Raw genomic sequence first — 20,291 nt, 5'->3', positions numbered from 1 at the left:
ACCCTTTGCAATAGATACGGCTGCTATGATCATCAACCGATTCTTCGCCTGGGTAGCCCGAATTATTAGGGATTTTTCTTGTCGGCGCTTGTGGCGTTGGTGCTGTCTTGCCCTGATTACGGCAAGCTTAATTCTCTTAAGCCATCCCCATACGGATACCGTTGTGGCTCAAACCCTTGATTCCGAGAAGGTGGAAGTTGATGGTATTCCATTATTTGAATTGAGTTCGTCTAAAGCATTTCCGGCGGAAGACAGAGCTAGAAAGGTCAACCAAAGCTTGCAAAGTCTGGTGAGTAAATCAACCCAGGCAACGGTCATTGTGGATGTCTCTGATGATTTACCCGTGTTGAAAGTCGAAGTGGGTGCTAAACAGCCCTTGTATTTATTGACGGTGAATAGTCAGGATGCCAAGTGGTCTACTCCAGAAGTGACGGCCAGAACTTGGCAAAAGAAATTGCAGCAGGCGATTGATCGGGGGCAGGAGGAACGGGAAAATCCCTGGCGGCTAATCGCCATCGGCTCGCTGTGTTTGCTATTGGCACTCATCGCTCATTGGGGAATAGGGTGGTTTTGGCGTCAGAAGTTATTCACGCTTTTACCTCGGGCAACGGTTGATCCGACCACGGGAGATCAGCCCCAAAGTCTCAGATTTCTCCTCAAAGTCATTTTCTACTGTTTGCGGCTAGCGTTGTGGGTGGGCACGATTGGCTTTATCTGTGGTTTATTCCCCTGGACTCGCAATGGCATCTACTTAATCATCAACGCTCTAGTTCAAACCTTTTCCACTCCGTTTATTCCGGCCGGTGGGAAGTCTTACTCTGTTTTGGATGTTGCTCTGCTTCTAGTTCTACTGGCAGGGCTAATGAACCTAGCTAAAACCGTGCAGCATTTGTTGCGATCGCGGGTATTAGGTGCCACGGGATTGAATCGAGGTGCCCAAGAGGCTGTTGCTTTCGTTGCCAACTATGTCTTGCTGTTCATCGGGGCAATGGTGTTATTTCAGCTTTGGGGATTTGATCTGAGTTCCTTAACAGTATTTGCCAGTGTCCTCGGTGTGGGGATTGGCTTAGGATTGCAAGGGTTTGCCAAGAATTTTATTAGTGGTATGGTCCTGATTTTTGAGCAGCCCATTAAGGTTGGGGACTTTGTGAAGGTAGGAGATTATCAAGGCACGGTAGAGCGTATCAATGTTCGTAGTACAGAGATTCGCACCCTTGACCAAGTCTCTATCATTGTTCCTAATGCAGATTTTTTGGAATCTGAGGTAGTGAATTGGGATCATGGCTCCTCCATATCTCGTTTACAAATTCCTGTGGGCGTTGCCTATGGTACTAACCCAAAACAGGTACGAGAAGCACTGATGGATGCAGTTGCTGATTATGGTTCAGTTCGCAAAGATCCGCCGCCCCGAGTATTTTTCACTGAGTTTGGGGATAACTCTTTGAACTTCTTGTTATTGATTTGGATTGATGAGCCCGAAAAGCAATTTGCAATTAAAAGCGATCTTAATTTTCGGATTGAGACTATTCTGCGCCATCGAGAGATTGAGATTCCTTTTCCACAACGGGATCTCCACCTACGGTCCGGCAAGCTACCCCTAGATCTACCAGACGAATTAGTAACTTCCTTTACCCAGCTCACCCAAAATTTAGAAGTCTGGTTACAAAAGCAGTCTGTAAATGGAATATCTTCAGAAATTCATGCTGCTGACAATACGAATTCAACTCATCAAGATGATGGGGCTAGCTAGTTTATTATGCTTAGATTAGAAAAAAATTCTTCTCTTCTTGGTCTCCTAGTTAAGTTGATATTGACTAGGAGAAATCTCTCTGAATAACTTAGCCACTACAAACGGATCTAACCAGTTGACGTTCAGATGAATATTGAGGCTTAAAAAGATGTTTCCTACCATGAACCTTGTTTTTTGATATGCCCTAAATGATCGAATAATTGGTAGTTTGTTGGCCGAATCATTGCAGTGGGACAATATACTCTGAAATCTGCTTGCAAAGCATCTCCATCAGAATATTATAGAACAGCTCTAGCCATTTATAATCCGGGCTTTTCAAGAGGCTGAATGTTTGATGCTTGAGCAGTTTGTGCTGCCACAGCTGTGGTTACAGAAGATGCAAGTGTTGCTGTTAAGACTGTCAGTTTTTGATTCATTCTAAGGAGTAGTTGAAATAGTGAATAGCAAGTAAATTGTTAATATAATCTTACTTTTTTTGGATGGATGGACTGGCCTCAGTATAAATACAGAATTTAGTTAAATTTTGACTAGAAAATAAATTTGGACCAAACAAAATATATTTCTTTGCCTATATAAAATATTATTTTCCAAGATTTATAAGATATTTACATTCGTTTGTCTTGCTGCATACTGAGTTTCTAACCTTTTTCCTACTATCAGAACAGAACAGTTCAGAAGATTCAGATGTATCGTCAGGATGGCCGCATTGTGCCAAATTCATCGTCAGTTGCTGGAGATCGAGCCCCAATCGGGAAGTCCAGGTTCTGTCTGCTTGACAGAGGTGAGTCGACTCAGATAGCTTGAAGACTGGTCTAAGAATTAAGAATTGTTTTCATTAGTGCGTGAAAATTTAAGATGATCTTCAATCTCTCTAAAATCGCCCTGATCACTTCGGTGGGCTTTTTCTCTATTACCGTTTTGGGCGGATGTACCAACACTCAGACAGGCAGTGAAGAAAAAATTGTCAGGGTATATTCTGCACGGCATTATGATACTGATCAGGCCCTATATAAGGATTTCACAAAGCAAACGGGGATTGAAGTCAAGCTTTTAGAGAGTAAGGATAATGAGCTTTTAGAACGAATCAAAAATGAAGCCAGCAACCCCCAAGCGGATGTGTTGATTACCGTAGATGCAGGTCGATTATGGCGGGCAGAACAGGCCAACTTATTGCAAAGTATTTCTTCTAAGCAGCTGGATGACAAAATTCCAGAAAATCTCCGTCATCCAGATGGTCTTTGGTTTGGACTGACTAAGCGGGTGCGGATGTTGATATACAACAAAGCTAAGGTCAAGCCAGAAGAGCTTTCCACCTATGAAGCATTGGCAGAACCCACTTGGAAAAAGAGAGTGTGCGTTCGAAGCTCCAACAATATTTATAACCAATCTCTTCTAGGATCATTTATTGAATCCAAAGGGGAAGCAGAAACAGAGCAATGGGCCAAAGATTTAGTCGCTAACTTTGCTCGTCCTCCCAAGGGTGGGGATGTTGATCAAATTAAGGCTGTGGCGGCAGGTCAATGTGATGTAGCTATTGTGAATCACTACTATGTAGCCCGTTTAGCCCAATCTGAGAATTCTAAGAATAGAGCCATTATTGAGAAGGTAGGGGTCTTTTTCCCTAACCAGGAAGATAGAGGGACCCATGTCAATATCAGTGGGGCAGGTGTAGTGGCTGATGCGCCCCATAAGGAACATGCGATCGCATTTATGGAATACCTCACTAGCCCTGAAGCCCAGAAAGTTTTTGCAGAAGCGAATAACGAATATCCGGCAGTGATCGGAGTGGATGTTTCACCAGCCTTGAAAGAATATGGTGAGTTTAAATCCGATACCATCAACGTCAGCGCCTATGGACGAAATAATCCAGAAGCAACCAAAATAGCTGATCGTGCGGGATGGCAGTAACCCTATGCAGGGTTGCCGATTACTCTCCAGAAATTTGTAGAAATACAGTTCTTTGGCGAGGGCCATCTAGTTCAAACAATAGGACTGATTGATACGTCCCTAAAGCCAATTGGCCCGCGACAATAGGAACCACTTCACTGGAGGAGAGGGTAATGGCCATCAGGTGGGAATGAGCATTTTCAGGTTCATCTTCTGGCACGTCCCTCAGGTGTAGATCGTTGTGCAGGTATCGTTGGTTGGTAGGTGCCAGTTTATGCAAATAGACCTTGATGTCTTCTAATAGTCGCTCTTCATACTCGTTGATGGCTAAGGCAGTAGTGGTATGGCGAGAACAGATTAAGACTTGGCCATTTTGAACTGAGCTAGTAGTAATAAACCCTTGAATTTGAGGGGATAGATTATAAATGCCAATCCCTTGATCGGTTTCAAGATCAAGAATCTCATGCACAATCACCATGCAACGATAAAAAGAAAGATCTCACCTAAGATACACCTTACTGAGCGCTGGGTTTAGGCTCAGTCTTAAGCATCGTTTAGCTAGCACCCAAAGTAACCATTGGCATTGAAATGTCAACAGGATGCTGAGCTTAACGGAGGCTTAGGGGGGAGGGCGAGCAGCTTAGAGAAGGAGGAGATTGTGAACAGTCATGGTGACAATAAGTATTTCTGCCTTCTTCCTTGGCCCGATATAGCGCTTTGTCTGTCAGCTCAATTAAGTCATCTAAGGACTGATCAGATTGAGGGATAACGGTTGCAATGCCCAAACTCAGCGTAATCTGGGGGCTAACACTGGACACCTCATGGGGGATATCGAGTTCTGAAACTTTATTGAGGATTCCCAGGGCAACTTGTTCTGCTCCTTGGGCATGGGTTGAGGGTAGAACAATCGCAAATTCTTCTCCACCATAGCGAGCTACCAGATCATCCGGGCGATGGACGGCCTGCTGGATGGCATGGGCGACTTGCCGTAAGCAGTCATCTCCAACTTGATGGCCATAGCGATCGTTAAACAGTTTGAAATAATCTACGTCGCATAAGATTAAAGATAGGGGCTCATTGTCTCGCTGGAGTCGTCGCCAAACTTGCTCCATATCTTGGTCAAAGCGATAGCGATTGGCCACTTGGGTTAAGCCATCAATATGGGCCAGACGATGTAAAGAGGCATTGGCCTTTGCGAGTTCAGCTTCAACCCGTTTACGCTCTTCGATTTCTCTCTGCAGATTTTGGGTCAGTTCTCGAATACTCAAATGCACTTTCACTCTCGCCAGGACTTCTGCTTCCTGGAAAGGCTTGGTAATGTAATCAACCGCTCCTAAGGATAACCCTTCAACTTTATTCGCTTGCTCACTGAGAGCCGACATAAAAATAACGGGAATATCTTGGGTACGAAGATCTGCTTTTAATTTTGTACAAGTTTCTAAGCCATCCATTCCCGGCATTTGGATGTCTAACAAAATTAAATCGGGTAAACCGTGAGCTAATTGCTTTAAGGCTGCATTTCCACTGGTGGCGACCCAAACTGTAAACCCCTGATCCCTTAGAGTCTGAGCCAAAATTGTCAGATTGGTTGGGACATCATCAACAATGAGAATATTTGAAGTTTTAGGGGAATCAGGCATCGCCTTTGTAAATAAGACTGGACTAGTGGAGGCTAATGGCACATTCAGATAAATTTATGTCAAAAAACAGGATGGTTTGACTTTTCCATTGTGAAGGGTAATGGAACGAACAAAATCCGCAAGAATACTTAAATTTAGAGTTGACTGTCTAAATAAATATATTTCAATGTGTCTATTTTTAGGCTTTGGAAATCTTTTTGCTACACCTGTTGAGTATTTCTAGCCTATCTCTGAGTTTTCATCCTCTAAGTGTTTCAGGGGGGCAAGGAGTAGAATCTCTGGAGGCAAATTGACGAGAAACTCAATATGTATTCAACAAATACTCGACAAATATTTGGGAAGATTTAGTAGATTTAATTCAGCTTTTGATGTAGGTATTCTTGGATTTTAGTGATTTCAAAGTTTTCAGCCCAATCTATAATTTTCTGGCAAAAACCTTTATATTGTGAATTAATTGCCTGAATATCAGATATTTCATCAGTAATTTCAAACACACTCCCTTTATTTGCCATAACCAAGAGTCTTTCCAACTCTACCCGAGGAGGACAGGTTATATTGGGTTGCATTGAAGGAGGATGGAGGCTATTTGTTTGCAAATCACCCCTATGAGCCTTATCTGTAGTCACCCATTTTAGGTTTAAGTAATGCTGCAATTTCTGGATTAACTCACCCATCTGTAAGGGCTTAGCAATAAAGTCGTTGCAACCTGCGGCTAAACTACGGGATTGATCCGGCCCATAAGCACTGGCCGAAGACATGAGCACGGGAATATCCGTTGTCGAGGGATGTTGACGAATGGCTTGAGTCAAAGCACAACCATCCATATGAGGCATCATTAGATCAGAAATCACTAGGTCAGGTTGGTGATCAATGGCAACCTTGATTCCATCTTGACCGTTTATGGCAGTCATCGTCGTAAACCCTAAGTCATTCAGTAACTCAATCATTCCGGCACAAGTATCCAAATGATCGTCGACGATCAAGATGGTGCGAAGATGTCCACGGTAGCCCGTTATGTTTTCATAGGTCTCCAGAGCCAAAGCCAGTGCGTCGGGTTGAACTACGGGGAGAGCGAGGGTAAAAGAAAAGATACTGCCTTCATTGGGTTGGCTAACAACTGATAATTTGCCCCCCATCATTGCAGTCAAGTTATGACTAATCGCTAACCCTAATCCTGTGCCTTGATGGTATCGATCAGGATGACCAACTTGTTCAAAGGGGAGAAATATTTTAGCGAGTTCCTGAGCGACAATGCCAATACCGGTGTCACTAACTTGAAAAACGATGGGTTGGATGTTTCCTCCGAGGGTAGAATCGTCTTCTTGATCGATTTGTGGGGGAGAAGCAGTGGCTAATGTTACTTTGAAGCTAACACTCCCTTTGTCGGTGAATTTCACCGCATTGCCGAGGATATTGAGCAAAATTTGCCGTAATCGCTGTTGATCCGCATAAATGCCACCAGGTAGATTGGGGGCAAACTGCGTGATGAGTTCGATGCCTTTCTGTTGTGCCTTAATTTTGCAGAGTTCTGTAATACCGGTCAGAAACTCAGGAAAATGGAACGATTCAGGATGCAGCTCCATCCGTTGCGCTTCAATCTTTGATAGGTCTAGTAAATCTTCAATGAGGGTTAACAAATGCTGACCACATTGGCGCATCACCTGAATTCCCTTGTGGTCTTTGGGGCTGAGGGATGTCGACCGCTGTAAAATTTGGGCATAGCCCAGAATGCCATTCAAAGGAGTGCGCAGTTCATGGCTCATATTGGCTAGAAATTCACTTTTTGCTTGGTTAGCAGATTCAGCTTCCCGCTTGGCTACTAATAACTCGTGATTTTGCTCGGATAGCTTCTGGCTTTGCTGTTTTTCTTGCTCCAATAATTTGGCATGGGCTAATGCGATTCCCACTTGGTTGGCCAAGGCTTCGATGAGTTCAACTTCATCTGATGTCCATTGACGCAGCATGTCGTTCTGCTCTGGGATGGGTAGCTGCAAAAAGTCTTGACGTTTAAATTTCTGCTGACAATGCTGTAGCACAATGGCGCCGTTAGGTTGCCCTTGATAGGATGTGCGCACGGCAAGGATGGACTTGAGCTGAATAGAGCGACTATCTAGGGAAGGGTAAATAAGCGGATCCGTATAAACATTAGACGTCAACAGCGCTTTTTCTTGCGAGAGCATCTGCTGGACATGGGCCACGCCATGGACTGGTATGTTAATTCCCCACATGGAATCACAACCCGGTTGAAGATATTCAGCGACAATCGGAAATTCTTCTGCAGGCTCTGCTGTATAGCTATGAATATGGCAACGATTGACATTAAATACTTCACCGATCATTTGCACGGCTGTGGTGAAGATTTGCTGGGTATCAAGACTCTGACGGATATCAGCAGTGAGATTCCGTAACAGCATTTCTCGCTGAATCTGCCGTTCTAAGGCTAGGGCGGCTTGTTTGCGCTCCGTGATATCGCGTGAGACGGCACTGAAGCGGTCTTTTCCCTGGAACTGAAAGTAGGTGGATGTTATTTCTACCGGAATAATGTGACCCGATTTGGTTCTGTGAATCCCTTCAAAGGTGAGGGATTGATTGTCCCTAATGTCTTTTAATAGCAACTCAAGCTTCTGAGGGGGTATCCAAGGGGCAATATCTCCAAACCACTTTGTTAAAATTTCGGTTCGAGAATACTCTAACTGTTGACAGGCTCGATCGTTGGCATAGAGGAATTTCCCGCTTGAGTCCAGGAGGTAAATGCTATCTTTGGCTTTATCAAGGCTATATTTTGAAAGTTCCAGTTCTTGTTCTGCTTGTTGCCGCTCTTTGATCTCTTGCTGTAGCTGGCGGTAATTTTGGATCAATTGCTGGCGCTGGTGCTTTTCTCGTTCCAGTAAGTGGGATTGGGCAAGAGCGATGCCCACCTGACTGGCGACCGTTTCGAGCAGGCTGATTTCTTCGGGGGTCCAAGCACGAGTGCGATCGCATTGGCTCAGGACAATCACGCCATTAGCTTCATCCAAGTAAGAGGTTCGAATTGACAGAATAGAGAGAAGTCCTGCTTGGGTAAGGAGGGGACGCAACTCATTCAAAGTGGTATCAGTGTCCACGTGGGTGGATGGAATGGCCTGATCGAGGGACAACAGTTGTTGCATGTAAGGTGTATTGAGGACGGGAATATCCTGACCGATCAGGGATGGCATATCCGTGGCCATATATTCTGCGACTACTTGCAATCGGGGAGTGGGATGGTGGGTATAGGTGTGGATATGACAGCGACTCACCTTGAAAATCTGGCCAATATGATGAACAGCGGTGTCTAGTATCTTTGAAGCATCTAGGCTCTGACGGATATCTCGTGTGATTTGGCTGAGGAGATTGGCGTTGTAGAGCTGTTGTTCCAGGGCTTGCTGAGCTTGCTGACGTTCAATTTCTGATGCTGCCCGGGCAGCAAAAATCTGCAAGATCATTTCATATTGGGATACGTCTTTGAGTGGAGCAGTATCCAAAACTGCGATATGCCCCAAAGTCTGACCTGAAATATTCAAAATGGGAATGCCATAATAGCTTTCTGCATCCAGGGTCACTAGATCGGCGTCATTGGGAAAATATTGCTGAACGGAGTCTTTATAGATGCAGGCTTTTCCGGCAAGCACTTCTCTGCAGGGTGTTTCTTCTAAGGGATATTCGAAATTCTCGCCAAAGGAATCCCCCTGCCAGAAGGCCAGAGTGTGGACGCGATCTTGGGCTATACCGACTAACTCTGTAATCATGGCATAGCGTACATTTAAGGTGTCGGCTAAGGCCCGTGTGCAGGTGCGAAAGAAGGCTTCACCTACCTTTGTGGCAGTTCCTTCTAAAATCAGTTGTAAGGCTTCTTTGGATTGTTCACGTTCAGTGATGTCTTCATACAGTCCCAAGATGCCAACGACTGCTTGTTCACTGTTGAGGAGGGGAAGTTTGCTAGTTTCTAGCCAAATTTGATGACCATCTGCTTGGATTTGGGTCTCGATGATTCGATCTTCTGGCTCATTTCTGTTCATGATTTTGCGATCGCACTGTCGATACCAATCCGCCTCTTCCTGGGACCAGGGCAAATCATAGTCCGTTAATCCCACAATCTGGTGGGGGGCCGATAGTCCAGCATCTGCAGCAAAGGCAAGGTTGCACCCCAGATAGGTGGACTGTCGATCTTTCCAAAAGATGGATTGAGGAATCGTATCCAAAATTAATTGCAACAAACGCTGAGATGCGTGGAGATCCGTTTGGGTTTGTTGGAGCTGTTCAAAAGTGCGTTGTTGTTCTTGTCGTAAGAGCTGGTTAAGGGCAATTTCTGCTCGTTTACGATCGCTAATATTGCTTTCATTGACGAGAATTGCCAGCTCTCCTGTGCGGGGATTTTGCGTACCGCGCACGTCAATTCCATGCCATTCCATGCCCTGCAGGGTTTGGACCTGGACTTCAACACTGAAAACATCCCCAGCTTTAACCGCAACCATGGCTAGATTAGCGAGGCCGGGATCTTTAAACCGACGCGCAAACGTCGGCTCTGATTCCTGACGGACTTCATCTCCATAGCATTGCAAGGCCGCAGGATTTTGGAGAATGGCTTGCCCCTCTAGATCATAGAGGGAGATCATAACGGTGGTATGGCGCAGGGCTTCTAAAGAACAGAGACTATCGACATCCACCTGTTCTAAAGCGTCGGAGATGCCTTCGGATAACATTGCCAGTCGGCCTGATTCAATGGCAATGCCTGAAAAAATGCAGCGAACGGAAACCGCAGCGCCACCTTTGGGATAAAAGGTCCATTGCTCTGTGATGGACTCTCCCTGTTGAAACTTATCAAGATAGGACTGTAATCGAATCTCGGTTGCTTCTGAATAATCACTCCAATCTCGATTGAGTAGTTCCTCTAAACTATCGGCATTCCATAACCCAAGTGCTGCCGTATTGGCCCACCACATCCGCATCTGCTCAATATCAAAGATCCAGACAGGAGTCGTCAGCCGATTAAACAAGGTTAGCTCGGCAGGGGTAACGCCTGTAGTTGTCGAAGGATTCACGTAACGACTAGCCATCACTCACTGACCCTAGACTGCCCATTTCTACCCTCTTCATAGCCTTTTTTATATCCTTTCAGCAGGGTGACTTGATCATCACTGCACTGATTTGGGCAGAATCAGTCTAAAATTGTTAAATAAAATTAATATTTTTTCAAGTCTGGCCGAAAGTATTCTTTCAGATTTGCAAAATCCATGTTGATCCAACATCTGTATCTTTGGAACCTAGTATGACGCTCCTTCCCATTCGTAACGTCGCCATTATTGCCCACGTTGATCACGGCAAAACGACCCTTGTCGATGCCCTACTGAAGCAAGCCGGCACCTTTCGTGAAGGAGAGGACGTTCCTGATTGCGTAATGGATTCTAACGATCTAGAGCGGGAACGAGGTATTACCATTCTGTCCAAAAATACAGCGGTTACCTACAAAGAGACCCTGATTAATATTGTGGATACCCCAGGTCACGCCGACTTTGGCGGGGAAGTTGAACGGGTGTTGGGAATGGTGGATGGCTGTCTGCTAATTGTAGATGCCAACGAAGGCCCCATGCCCCAAACGCGGTTTGTGTTGAAAAAAGCCCTGGAAAAAGGCTTACGACCGATTGTGTTGGTGAATAAGATTGACCGCCCCCAAGCCGACCCTCATGGATCAGTAGACAAAGTCTTGGATCTATTTATTGAACTGGGTGCGGATGATGATCAGTGCGATTTCCCTTATCTGTTTGCATCTGGCTTGGATGGTTATGCCAAGGAAGATTTAGAGGCGCCAGGGGAGGATATGAAACCCCTGTTTGAGTCTTTCCTACACCATGTTCCACCCCCAGTAGGTGATCCTGAGAAGCCTTTGCAACTACAGGTAACCACCCTGGACTATTCCGATTATTTAGGCCGAATTGTGATTGGCAAAATTCACAATGGCACGATTAATATGGGGCAGCAAGCTGCTTTGATCAATGAACATGGCGAGATGGTCAAAGCTAAAGTCAGCAAATTGATGGGCTTTGAAGGTTTACGGAGAGTTGAGTTAGCAACTGCTTCTGCAGGTAACTTGGTTGCGGTCTCAGGTTTTGCCAACGCCAATATCGGTGAAACCATTACCTGTCCCAACGAACCCCAGCCGCTTCCCCTCATTAAGGTGGATGAACCCACCCTGCAAATGACCTTCTGCGTCAACGACTCTCCCTTTGCTGGCTTGGAAGGAGATTTCGTAACCTCAAGACAAATTCGTGATCGCTTGATGCGCGAGCTGGAAACCAACGTAGCGTTGCGAGTAGAAGAAACAGACTCCCCAGATCGGTTTGCTGTTTCCGGTCGAGGTGAGTTGCACTTAGGTATCTTGATTGAAACCATGCGCCGAGAAGGCTATGAGTTTCAAGTGTCCCAGCCCCAGGTGATTTATCGAGAAGTGAATGGTCAGCCCTGTGAACCCTATGAGTATCTAGTGCTAGACGTTCCTGAAGAGGCCGTGGGTGGCTGTATCGAACGCTTGGGACAACGCCGTGGTGAAATGCAGGATATGCAGGTTAGCAGTGGCCGCACCCAACTCGAATTTGTGATTCCAGCCCGTGGCTTAATCGGGTTTAGAGGCGAGTTTATGCGCCTCACTCGCGGAGATGGCATTATGAACCACAGCTTCTTGGAGTACCGAGAAATGGCTGGAGATATTTCATCTCGACGGAATGGCGTGATTATTGCCTTTGAGGAAGGAACCGCTACCTTCTATGCCCTTAAAAATGCTGAAGATCGTGGATCTTTCTTTATTGAGCCAGGTGTCAAAGTCTACAAGGGCATGATTGTGGGTGAGCATAACCGTCCCCAGAATCTGGACCTCAATGTTAGCAAAACTAAGCACCTCACCAACCACCGCAGTTCTACGGGCGATGAGTTAGTGCAGTTGCAGGCTCCTGTCGATATGAGCTTAGAGCGGGCGCTTGAGTATATCGGTCCTGATGAACTGGTAGAAGTGACTCCTAAGTCTGTGCGTTTACGGAAACTAGAGAAGAAAAAGCTCGCCAAACGCTAATTCTGGTGTGGTGTAGCCATGGCCAGTAATCACGGTAAGGAAACATTTGGTTGAGGTTATGGGGTTTACCCCATAACCTTCTTATGGACGCGGTATGGGAACTATCCGCTGATTCTCCTGGCGTCCTGAAAGCGCCGCTGGTTTAACTTAGGGTAAAGACCCATCATTTTGATCCTTCCGCGGGGGCGATCGAGAATAAATTCAGGTGGGGAGAATATCAAGCAACTGGGGAATTCTCAAAGGATTGAGGCTACAGTGTAGAGGTCGCCTGGTGGAAACAGACGGATAAATATATCAATTTTGACATTAATGAACTGGACGACCTCGGTTAAATTCTGCTTTTTATGATTGGCCGATTTTGAATAAATCTGGACTAATCACAACCGATTACTACACAAGTCCCAAGACGCTCTTATCAGGTTTTTACCGCCCTTCATTACCCGCTCAAGGGTTTGTAACTCCTAATGAACAACAAACCTAGACCTCTAACCTTCGCAGAACGAGCCGAACAACATCAATTGACGAGTGTCTTGCAGCAGTGTTTGCAACAAGCTGTTGAGCTAAAGAATCCCATCCCTGCACTGCATGACTCCTTGCAACTCATTGAGGACTTAGAGATATTTCAAGACTTCGATTGGAAAATTATCGAAGACGCTCTAGAAAATGTGCAACAACATCGACACACCACTCAAGGTGCGGCATCCATAGCTGCTCTAGAGATAACAGGTCTCTCAATATTGCAACGTCTTTAGTTCACGACTATTAACCCTGCCAATAACTTCCGAGCTGAAAAACCTAGTTTGCATCAGGATTACTCTTCATCCTGGATGTTTTCCGATCTGAATAAGGGGAAAAGCTTGGATGTTTGGTACTGAGTTAATTTTGGGCAATAATATTTCAGATGATCAAAAAAAGCTTTCAACCAGAATTAGCGAGATCTCGGGTGAGATTATGGCCTGCTCTCAATGCTTTACTGCAGGGGAATGAAAAAAACTATTCAAAGGAATGGCAGAGCTAATTGGACCTTTTGCGGAGGTTTTGCGGTTTGTGGGAGAGGTTCAGGGTTAGGCGTTTGGGCACTGCAATATTGTCGATACCCGCAGCGATCGCATTGTGATCCTTCCTGAGGATGCCAGTCTTGATCAGACCTGAGTTTCAAAGCTAAGTCCCCAATCAAATCTTTGATTTGCTCTAAATGATCTGGAGTCACCTCATAAGAAATGCATTGATTACTGCGTAAATAAAGCAAACTCAGTCGTTTAAGAGCATGGTGATACGTTTGCTCCAATGCCAAATAATAAAGCCCCAACTGCACATCAATGGCTTCTGGGGGCTTTACGGTTTTACTGGTTTTGTAGTCGATCAGTTCTAGACCATCGTCTAGCCAATCTAATCGGTCATAGCGACCGGACAAGGCAAACTCAATATTACTAACTTGAAAAGAGGCTTGAATCTTGCCCTCAATGCCCACTGGTTTTCGCAGCATGGGTTGAGGGGCCACATATTGGTGATAGTAGGTCTCTAGGGCTTGCCAGCCTTCATGAATTTGAGACTCCTTTAGCTCACTAATATGCTGTTGCCAACAATCAGCAAACCATTGCAAGGGCGGAAGAGGGTCGGCATAGGACCAGTCCTGGTAGATCTGGGCCAAAGCTCGATGGATTGCCTTACCGAAGGTGGGTGAACCGAAGGCAGAGGGGACCGTTAACCGTCGCTCATGCTTGAAATAGTAGGCTTGAGGACATTGACGATAGGTCTGAAGCTTGGTTGCTGAAAGTGGGTAGGCCATGACCCCGATACCCGCTAAATAGTTTATTTGTACTTATATTTTAGCGGCAATTGAGAATCATGACTGTCAGGCGTTAACCCTCAATGTAGTTATGCTTTGCAGCCTACGAAGTAAGGAGAGAGGGAAGTGGGCAATCCAGTGGCTTTATCTTTGGAAAAGCTGAACTGGGACTTAATGAGCAGACTAATGGCTTCGTTCTCGTTGAGTTGGCTTTGCATATTGCTCATGGAGCAGCTGCACATCTGCTTGGCTTGGGCAGGAGTGTAACCTTTGCCCGTCACTTTCTCGACGCAACCAGAGTTATAGCGTTGAACCAGGATGGGGTCGTAAGTGTGCTTTTGACCGGCCAGGGAAATTTGGGGGAAGGCGGCAACCACTAATCCAGCGACGCTTGTAGTGGCGAGCAAACCGGCAATCATTTTAATTTGGCGAGTCATAGGAGTCTCCTTCAATGCAGGGGGTAAAGAATTAGTGTTTGCTTAGGCTTTGTGTCGTGGCCTCGACCAGATTGTTCCTGGGCTGTGGCTCACTGAAATTAAGAATATAATTTACGCTAGATGAAAAATATGATGTGCGTCACAAGAGAAGGTGTTGTTTATCACTTCTTATGTAGTCAAGCAATCATCTATCCCTAGCAGGTTATAGCTCACTGTCATACCCAAAGTGAGGTTCTAAACTAAATCATGCCCTTCTATATTATTCCTGCGTATGAATTGTAACGATTAGTAATCTTGAGGGCTTAAAACAATGTTCAATCTTGATTCGAATTCTGTATTCTCTTTTTACACTGAAAGCGAATAGACAATCTAGGAGATCCCTCGATTATGGCTATCTTCAGAAATGCGATTGGTGGACTGATAGGGCTGTTTTTACTGGTGGTGATAGGAGGCTTGATCCTTCCTAGCGAAGTGCATGTTGAACGAAATATCTTAATCAATGCGTCTCCAGCTGCCATTTTCCCCATTGTCAGTGATTTATCAGAGTGGTCTGCTTGGTCTCCCTGGGCAAAAATGGATCCCGACATGGCTTTAACGATTGAGGGAAATGGTATAGGGCAGACGATGCACTGGCAAAGTGAGGATCCGATGGTGGGGACGGGTACTCAAGAAGTTACAGCTATGACTGAGCCCAGCTATATCCAGACCCATCTAGATTTTGGACCACAGGGAACTGCGGATGCAGCGTTACAATTGACGCCTCAGGACAATGGTACGCTGGTTGCCTGGTCCCTAGATACAGATATGAGTGCGGGGGCGCCTCCTTTAATGAAGCCTGTTAGTTCCTACCTTCGGTTTGTTCTGGATAGTGCTGTGGGGCAAGATTATGAAGCGGGGTTAGGGAATCTCAAAGCATTAATAGAGCAATAGCCTATTGATGATTCTTGAGAGGCAGTGTTTTTTCCGGTTAAAGGGCTTAGATATCAGAAGTAATGGAAAAAAATTCGGCCTATCGAGAAGCCGAGAGGCTGATAGATATTGCTCGTCTTGAAGGAGCAACGGAGCTAGATTTAAGTGATATTGGGTTGAGTGAGTTACCAGAGTCGATTGGTTCCCTCTCTCAGTTGAAATCTCTTTACCTATCTGAAAATGAACTGATGCGACTGCCCAAATCCTTGGGGCGATTAACTCAGCTCCAAGGGTTGGACTTAGCCCGTAACCATCTGCCTATCCTAACGGAGGTTCTGGGGGATTTAACCCAGTTGAGATCGCTGGATCTCACGGGAAATGCCCTTGTGGAACTCCCGGAATTTATAGGTGCATTATCACAGTTGCGATCGCTAAATCTAACATCCAATCAACTGGTTCATTTGCCCTCTTCCATCGGGAAGCTGGAAACCCTCAAAGAATTGCAGCTTTCCTACAATCCCATTGCCCAGTGGCCAGAGGAGTTGGGATTGTTGACGGGGTTACGATCTCTTGAAGTTGCCAGTACCGGACTCCATGAAATCCCGACTATCTGGAAATCTTTTCAGGGATTGGCATCTCTGAACCTTGCTTTTAATCATCTGGAGACTCTCCCGGCATGGTTGGGGACATTGGCGGAATTGCGTTCCTTGGACCTGTCTTTTAACCAGTTGACTGAATTACCCACAGTCCTGGGCGCGCTCACCCAACTGGCGAGTTTGGATATTCAATCTAATCAACTTCAATCTTTGCCACCGCAAATTTGCAGTTTAGTGAATTTGACCTCATTGTTGGCCTATAACAATCAGCTCACCCATCTTCCCGAATCCTTTGGTCACTTAGTGGCCTTGGCTAGTTTGGGCATTGCTGGCAATAGCATTCGTCAGCTGCCAGAATCTATCGGTAAACTCCACAATCTTAAGCAGCTAATTTTCAATCTAGACCCAGACCAACCCGTTCCTTTGCAAGCGTTTCCATCGGAACTACGGGGTTGCCGCTTATTGGAACAACTGACGTTTGTCGCTTGTGAGTTAAGGGCATTACCCCATTGGATAGGGGAACTGACTCAGCTAAAGAGTCTGAATGTGAGCCACAACAATTTGACGGATCTCCCCCCTTCTTTAGGGAAGCTAGACCATCTCAAAACCCTTGATCTATCCAATAATCCCCTTAGATCTGAGCTAGATGTGCAGTGGGAGCGAGGGGCTAGGGCAGTTACAGACTATTTGCGAAAGAGTGTTGAGGGTTAGGACATGTTGCCCTCTGACTTACTGATGCATCGCTATCAGGGTGAAGCGATTATTCCGAAACGGCTGGCGGTGAATGCGGGGAATGTTGAGATCGCAACAGAAGCCATCGATTGTTTTAACGCGGCCTGCAATCAAACCCGAGGCGAACTCAGCCAGCAGTTACTAGATCTTGAAGGAGATGGAACAGACTATCGGGTGAAGCGGGGACTGGCCCATCTTTTATCCAGTGGCTTTTCCACCTTTGAAGTCATTAGTCCCCTCGATCCACCCATGTTGCGGCAGCGAGTCTTTTCTCTGTCTGCCCAGTCAGTGCCAAGTCCTCAAGCGACAACCCAGACTCTAGAACGACTAGCCGTTAACTTGAGCCAAGAGCTAGAGCGAGACGTTAGTGCGATTCAAATCCAAGAAGGGCTTTATGCCGATCGACCAGACAATCAAATCTTGACTGCCTTTGATGCCCCTACCCCTGAAGCGTTGCTACACCGCTATAACTTATCTCAGGCTCAAGGCGTTTTTTACAAAGCAACTCAAATTATCATCAATGCCCATCGGAATGACCCCGGAGAGTATAAGCTTCTATTTCGCTATCTGAAGCTGTTTTGTCTAATGGCCTATATCGAGGGCGATGCTGATCAAGGATTTACCCTCAAAATTGATGGGCCTGCCAGTGTATTTAGTGCTAGCACCCGCTATGGCTTAGCTTTAGCAAAGTTGCTGCCAGCATTACTGCATGTGACGAAGTGGAGCCTGTCTGCAACCTTAACCAGCAAAGACACCTATTCCAAACAACAGCGAACCAGTCGATTTGCCCTTGATTCTGAATGTGGTTTGGTCAGTCACTATCCACCGGGTAAGCCCTATGACAGTATGCTGGAAGCCAGCTTTGCCGAACGATGGCAGAAGACTAAAACGGAGTGGAAGCTAGAGCGAGAAATTGATCTGATTCCGATTCCGGGAAGCGTCATGATTCCAGACTTCCGCCTAGTTCATCCGGACGGTCGGACATTCCTCCTAGAGATAGTGGGGGTATTGGCGGCCCGAGTATTTAAAGAAAAAATTCTCTCAAGTGCAACAGGCTGATCGATCAGACTTGATTTTAGCGATTTCTGAACGACTCAACCTAGATAAAGCAGGCGTCAATTTCAGCAATACCCCAGCTCGATTGGTGTGGTTCAAAGACAAGCTTGCACCTAAAGCTGTGTTGCAAGTCTTGGCGGATTAGAATTTTAAAACCATCTTTAAGTCATGCCCTTTATTGCCTTGACCTGATTGACGAATGCTTGAGGTTTGTCAGGCGTAATAACAATCACCTTTTGATCGAACTTGAGGACAACACATCGCCGCATATCGGTGGCCAAAGCTCGATAGGCCCCTAAGCGTTTATTGCGAAAGGAGCCAGAGAAACTGAACAAACCTCCGTTACCCATCGTTTTGAGAGAGCTTTCCATGGCATTAGAATCGGCTTCAATCGTCTGTAGCCCTTGTAATGGTATTTCCGTATTCCAGACTAAGCGCTTCACAAGCAGAGCATCAGGCGTAAGGACATAGCCTCGAACTGTAAACAAAGCCGTAATTAACAAGATGCCAAGAGGGATAACTACCATACTGAGGATCCAAATCCAGTTACTTTTGGGGCCCGTGAGTAGACCAATAACAGCTATGCCGATCAGCAGCAGTGTTATTCCTCCAGAGATGGCTTTTAACGAAACTCCCCAAGGTGCAGGATAGCTGGTTGCGGCAAGCATCTTTATAACCTCTACCTAGAAAAAAATTGTCTACCTGAAATGGTTTAGTACCTAAAATATGGATATTAAAGGCAAATCACACCTTAAAAACATTTATCTACGAAAAAAATAATAAATATTTGCTACTTAGATACTATATGTTCTGATTATAGCTAAGTTACGCATTCTCACTGACGACGACTTTATTTCTCAGGATTAAATTAGAAGAACGTGGACACATGCAGACTTTTTCTAAAGTAGATGAAACTTACCCGATCACTTCTCTCTTTTGCTTCAATTTCTTTCTTGTCAATCCTAGCTGCCGTTCCAGCACTTGCTGCACCTGCCTACCTAGTAGGGGCTCAGCCAGGAAGTCGAGTGAATGTGCGTTCTGGCCCAAGCACCTCATCCTACTCCCCTCATTATGGATTGGTAGGCGATCGCGTACAGGTGATTGAATCTACAACGGGCAACGATGGTTATTACTGGTACCACGTTGAATTCGCTTCTGGTGCCCGAGGATGGATTCGGGGTGATTTTATTCAAGTACAACAACCTCGTTAATTCTAAGTCTTTTGTGAGCAAAGATTTATTTTTGGTGGTCAAACCGACAACGAATTATTTTTGCTAATTGATTAATGATTAGAAGATAAATTAAATAGGATACAACTCTAGGAACTTAATCATCAGCTAAGGTATTTATGTTTTGTTGAGTTCAAACTCATAAGATTCTAAATGGTGATGATTAACTGTTTCTAGGAGTATCAGGAAATGGCCTTCTAAGAATAGTTCTAAAAAATTTGCTAAACCTCGTATCTCTGTTGTTCTGTGGATAGAGATTAGGTGGCTATTTCATGCTTGATTTTGGAGAATTCGGGTTTCGGATTTCTCGCAAAAATCTATTGGTTTATTGAGCTTGAAATAGTGAATTTTTGATGAAAACTCTCCTCTGTCTACTGTAGCTGAATATATAATAATTTTTTATCTGATGCCTAACTATAAACTACCCCTAAAAAAGCCTACTATTTTCTTCTGCTCTGTTTGTCGCGCCTCAAGTTGCCCATGCGGCTCCCACAGGCACATGGCTCTCACAACCTCAAATTCGATACCATGTCTCTTCCAATACGTTGACTGAGGCAATGGCCAAGATTAAACAGCAAAAGTATAAGGTTGTTTTTCTGGATTATCGGAATGTCTCAGATGACGTTCAACAAAAGGTCAGTCAAGCTGCTCGGGACAACCAACTGAAGCCCGTGGTGTGGATTCAGTCGCCACAGTTGCGATCCCTAACGGTATCACAACTGATCAATGAGGCAAAGCATACGGATGGTCTTCAAGTAGATGATCACTATTTCAAGCACTATTCCGCAAAAGATTTTGTTGAGCTTCGATCGGCTTATACCAAGCCAATTTACTGTAGTATTCAGCCTTTTCAAGCTAAACAGTTACCTGCCCGGGGCTGTAATCAAGTTGATGTGCAATGTTATACCCCAAGTACCCTCCGACGATGTATGGGATTGGCAGATCGACTAAATGCGGTTACTAGTTTGGCTTCTAAGAGAACCTTGAAATATAAGCAAAAACTTGGCAATCGAAAGTTCAATGTTTTTCTTTGGCCTAATAGTAATGACTTTCATAAGAAAGCCCGTCAAGTGAAACCTCGAAATAATATGAATAATGTAGTAGAGGTAACTTCCCTAATGCTCAGTGAAGCGGCCATTTCGACGGTAATTCCGACTGAGTTTAGATAACTCTTTCCAGAGGTCT

14 protein-coding genes and 1 pseudogene are annotated in these 20,291 nt (G+C 45.2%); 9 read left to right on the top strand and 6 right to left on the bottom strand.

Features of this window, described 5'->3' with window-relative positions; genetic code table 11:
* Positions 1-25 precede the first annotated feature (25 nt).
* The gene (locus tag HRE53_RS00345; RefSeq protein WP_235108662.1) at positions 26-1,750 is read left to right on the top strand and encodes a mechanosensitive ion channel family protein; all 1,725 of its coding nucleotides are present in this window, start codon (positions 26-28) and stop codon (positions 1,748-1,750) included.
* An 855-nt stretch (positions 1,751-2,605) separates the two neighbouring features.
* The gene (locus HRE53_RS00340) at positions 2,606-3,658 is read left to right on the top strand and encodes a Fe(3+) ABC transporter substrate-binding protein (RefSeq protein WP_235108661.1); all 1,053 of its coding nucleotides are present in this window, start codon (positions 2,606-2,608) and stop codon (positions 3,656-3,658) included.
* Between the two features lie 19 nt (positions 3,659-3,677).
* Here the strand turns inward: HRE53_RS00340 and HRE53_RS00335 are convergent, their stop codons facing one another.
* From HRE53_RS00335 to HRE53_RS00325, 3 genes are all read right to left on the bottom strand, one after another.
* Complete coding sequence (locus HRE53_RS00335; RefSeq protein ID WP_235108660.1) at positions 3,678-4,115, bottom strand: secondary thiamine-phosphate synthase enzyme YjbQ; 438 nt, start codon at positions 4,113-4,115, stop codon at positions 3,678-3,680.
* 130 nt (positions 4,116-4,245) lie between these two features.
* Positions 4,246-5,277, bottom strand: a complete 1,032-nt coding sequence (locus tag HRE53_RS00330; RefSeq protein ID WP_212661705.1) for a diguanylate cyclase domain-containing protein — start codon at positions 5,275-5,277, stop codon at positions 4,246-4,248.
* Positions 5,278-5,630: 353 nt separating this feature from the next.
* Entirely contained in the window at positions 5,631-10,352 is a 4,722-nt protein-coding gene (locus tag HRE53_RS00325) for a GAF domain-containing hybrid sensor histidine kinase/response regulator (protein ID WP_235108659.1), read from the bottom strand.
* 212 nt (positions 10,353-10,564) lie between these two features.
* Here HRE53_RS00325 and typA point away from each other — a divergent pair, with 212 nt between their 5' ends.
* On the top strand, positions 10,565-12,358 hold the full coding sequence (gene typA / locus HRE53_RS00320; protein ID WP_235108658.1) for a translational GTPase TypA: 1,794 nt from the start codon (positions 10,565-10,567) through the stop codon (positions 12,356-12,358).
* A gap of 464 nt (positions 12,359-12,822) precedes the next feature.
* Positions 12,823-13,110, top strand: a complete 288-nt coding sequence (locus HRE53_RS00315; RefSeq protein ID WP_212661702.1) for a hypothetical protein — start codon at positions 12,823-12,825, stop codon at positions 13,108-13,110.
* Positions 13,111-13,355: 245 nt separating this feature from the next.
* Here the strand turns inward: HRE53_RS00315 and HRE53_RS00310 are convergent, their stop codons facing one another.
* Positions 13,356-14,147, bottom strand: a complete 792-nt coding sequence (locus tag HRE53_RS00310) for a PD-(D/E)XK nuclease family protein (protein WP_235108657.1) — start codon at positions 14,145-14,147, stop codon at positions 13,356-13,358.
* Positions 14,148-14,236: 89 nt separating this feature from the next.
* Positions 14,237-14,584 carry a hypothetical protein gene (locus tag HRE53_RS00305; protein WP_212661700.1) on the bottom strand — a complete coding sequence of 116 codons (348 nt, stop codon included), beginning with the start codon at positions 14,582-14,584 and terminating at the stop codon, positions 14,237-14,239.
* A gap of 387 nt (positions 14,585-14,971) precedes the next feature.
* Here HRE53_RS00305 and HRE53_RS00300 point away from each other — a divergent pair, with 387 nt between their 5' ends.
* The 3 genes and pseudogenes from HRE53_RS00300 to HRE53_RS00290 all read left to right on the top strand — a co-directional run bounded on the left by HRE53_RS00300 (position 14,972) and on the right by HRE53_RS00290 (position 18,022).
* Positions 14,972-15,514, top strand: coding sequence for an SRPBCC family protein (locus tag HRE53_RS00300; RefSeq protein ID WP_235108656.1), 543 nt, complete (start codon positions 14,972-14,974; stop codon positions 15,512-15,514).
* 62 nt (positions 15,515-15,576) lie between these two features.
* Positions 15,577-16,800, top strand: coding sequence for a leucine-rich repeat domain-containing protein (locus tag HRE53_RS00295; protein ID WP_235108655.1), 1,224 nt, complete (start codon positions 15,577-15,579; stop codon positions 16,798-16,800).
* A 3-nt stretch (positions 16,801-16,803) separates the two neighbouring features.
* A pseudogene (locus tag HRE53_RS00290) lies at positions 16,804-18,022 on the top strand (DUF790 family protein).
* 16 nt (positions 18,023-18,038) lie between these two features.
* On the opposite strand, the gene HRE53_RS00285 reads toward HRE53_RS00290, so the two are convergent.
* Positions 18,039-18,545 carry a PH domain-containing protein gene (locus HRE53_RS00285; RefSeq protein WP_235108654.1) on the bottom strand — a complete coding sequence of 169 codons (507 nt, stop codon included), beginning with the start codon at positions 18,543-18,545 and terminating at the stop codon, positions 18,039-18,041.
* Positions 18,546-18,785: 240 nt separating this feature from the next.
* Here HRE53_RS00285 and HRE53_RS00280 point away from each other — a divergent pair, with 240 nt between their 5' ends.
* The gene (locus HRE53_RS00280) at positions 18,786-19,088 is read left to right on the top strand and encodes an SH3 domain-containing protein (RefSeq protein ID WP_212661695.1); all 303 of its coding nucleotides are present in this window, start codon (positions 18,786-18,788) and stop codon (positions 19,086-19,088) included.
* 575 nt (positions 19,089-19,663) lie between these two features.
* Complete coding sequence (locus HRE53_RS00275; RefSeq protein WP_235108652.1) at positions 19,664-20,275, top strand: hypothetical protein; 612 nt, start codon at positions 19,664-19,666, stop codon at positions 20,273-20,275.
* Positions 20,276-20,291 lie beyond the last annotated feature (16 nt).

Source organism: Acaryochloris sp. 'Moss Beach' (genome assembly GCF_021497025.1).
Lineage (GTDB): Bacteria > Cyanobacteriota > Cyanobacteriia > Thermosynechococcales > Thermosynechococcaceae > Acaryochloris > Acaryochloris marina_A.
The sequence above is the reverse complement of the archived record's forward strand: the minus strand, read 5'-3'. Positions and strand labels throughout refer to the sequence as shown.

Excerpts from the sequence above, each read along its gene's own strand:
- HRE53_RS00345 (WP_235108662.1), top strand. The coding sequence starts at position 26 with ATGATCATCAACCGATTCTTCGCCTGGGTAGCCCGAATTATTAGGGAT.
- HRE53_RS00340 (WP_235108661.1), top strand. The coding sequence starts at position 2,606 with ATGATCTTCAATCTCTCTAAAATCGCCCTGATCACTTCGGTGGGCTTT.
- HRE53_RS00335 (WP_235108660.1), bottom strand. The coding sequence starts at position 4,115 with ATGGTGATTGTGCATGAGATTCTTGATCTTGAAACCGATCAAGGGATT.
- HRE53_RS00330 (WP_212661705.1), bottom strand. The coding sequence starts at position 5,277 with ATGCCTGATTCCCCTAAAACTTCAAATATTCTCATTGTTGATGATGTC.
- HRE53_RS00325 (WP_235108659.1), bottom strand. The coding sequence starts at position 10,352 with ATGGCTAGTCGTTACGTGAATCCTTCGACAACTACAGGCGTTACCCCT.
- typA (WP_235108658.1), top strand. The coding sequence starts at position 10,565 with ATGACGCTCCTTCCCATTCGTAACGTCGCCATTATTGCCCACGTTGAT.
- HRE53_RS00315 (WP_212661702.1), top strand. The coding sequence starts at position 12,823 with ATGAACAACAAACCTAGACCTCTAACCTTCGCAGAACGAGCCGAACAA.
- HRE53_RS00310 (WP_235108657.1), bottom strand. The coding sequence starts at position 14,147 with ATGGCCTACCCACTTTCAGCAACCAAGCTTCAGACCTATCGTCAATGT.
- HRE53_RS00305 (WP_212661700.1), bottom strand. The coding sequence starts at position 14,584 with ATGACTCGCCAAATTAAAATGATTGCCGGTTTGCTCGCCACTACAAGC.
- HRE53_RS00300 (WP_235108656.1), top strand. The coding sequence starts at position 14,972 with ATGGCTATCTTCAGAAATGCGATTGGTGGACTGATAGGGCTGTTTTTA.
- HRE53_RS00295 (WP_235108655.1), top strand. The coding sequence starts at position 15,577 with ATGGAAAAAAATTCGGCCTATCGAGAAGCCGAGAGGCTGATAGATATT.
- HRE53_RS00285 (WP_235108654.1), bottom strand. The coding sequence starts at position 18,545 with ATGCTTGCCGCAACCAGCTATCCTGCACCTTGGGGAGTTTCGTTAAAA.
- HRE53_RS00280 (WP_212661695.1), top strand. The coding sequence starts at position 18,786 with ATGAAACTTACCCGATCACTTCTCTCTTTTGCTTCAATTTCTTTCTTG.
- HRE53_RS00275 (WP_235108652.1), top strand. The coding sequence starts at position 19,664 with ATGGCCAAGATTAAACAGCAAAAGTATAAGGTTGTTTTTCTGGATTAT.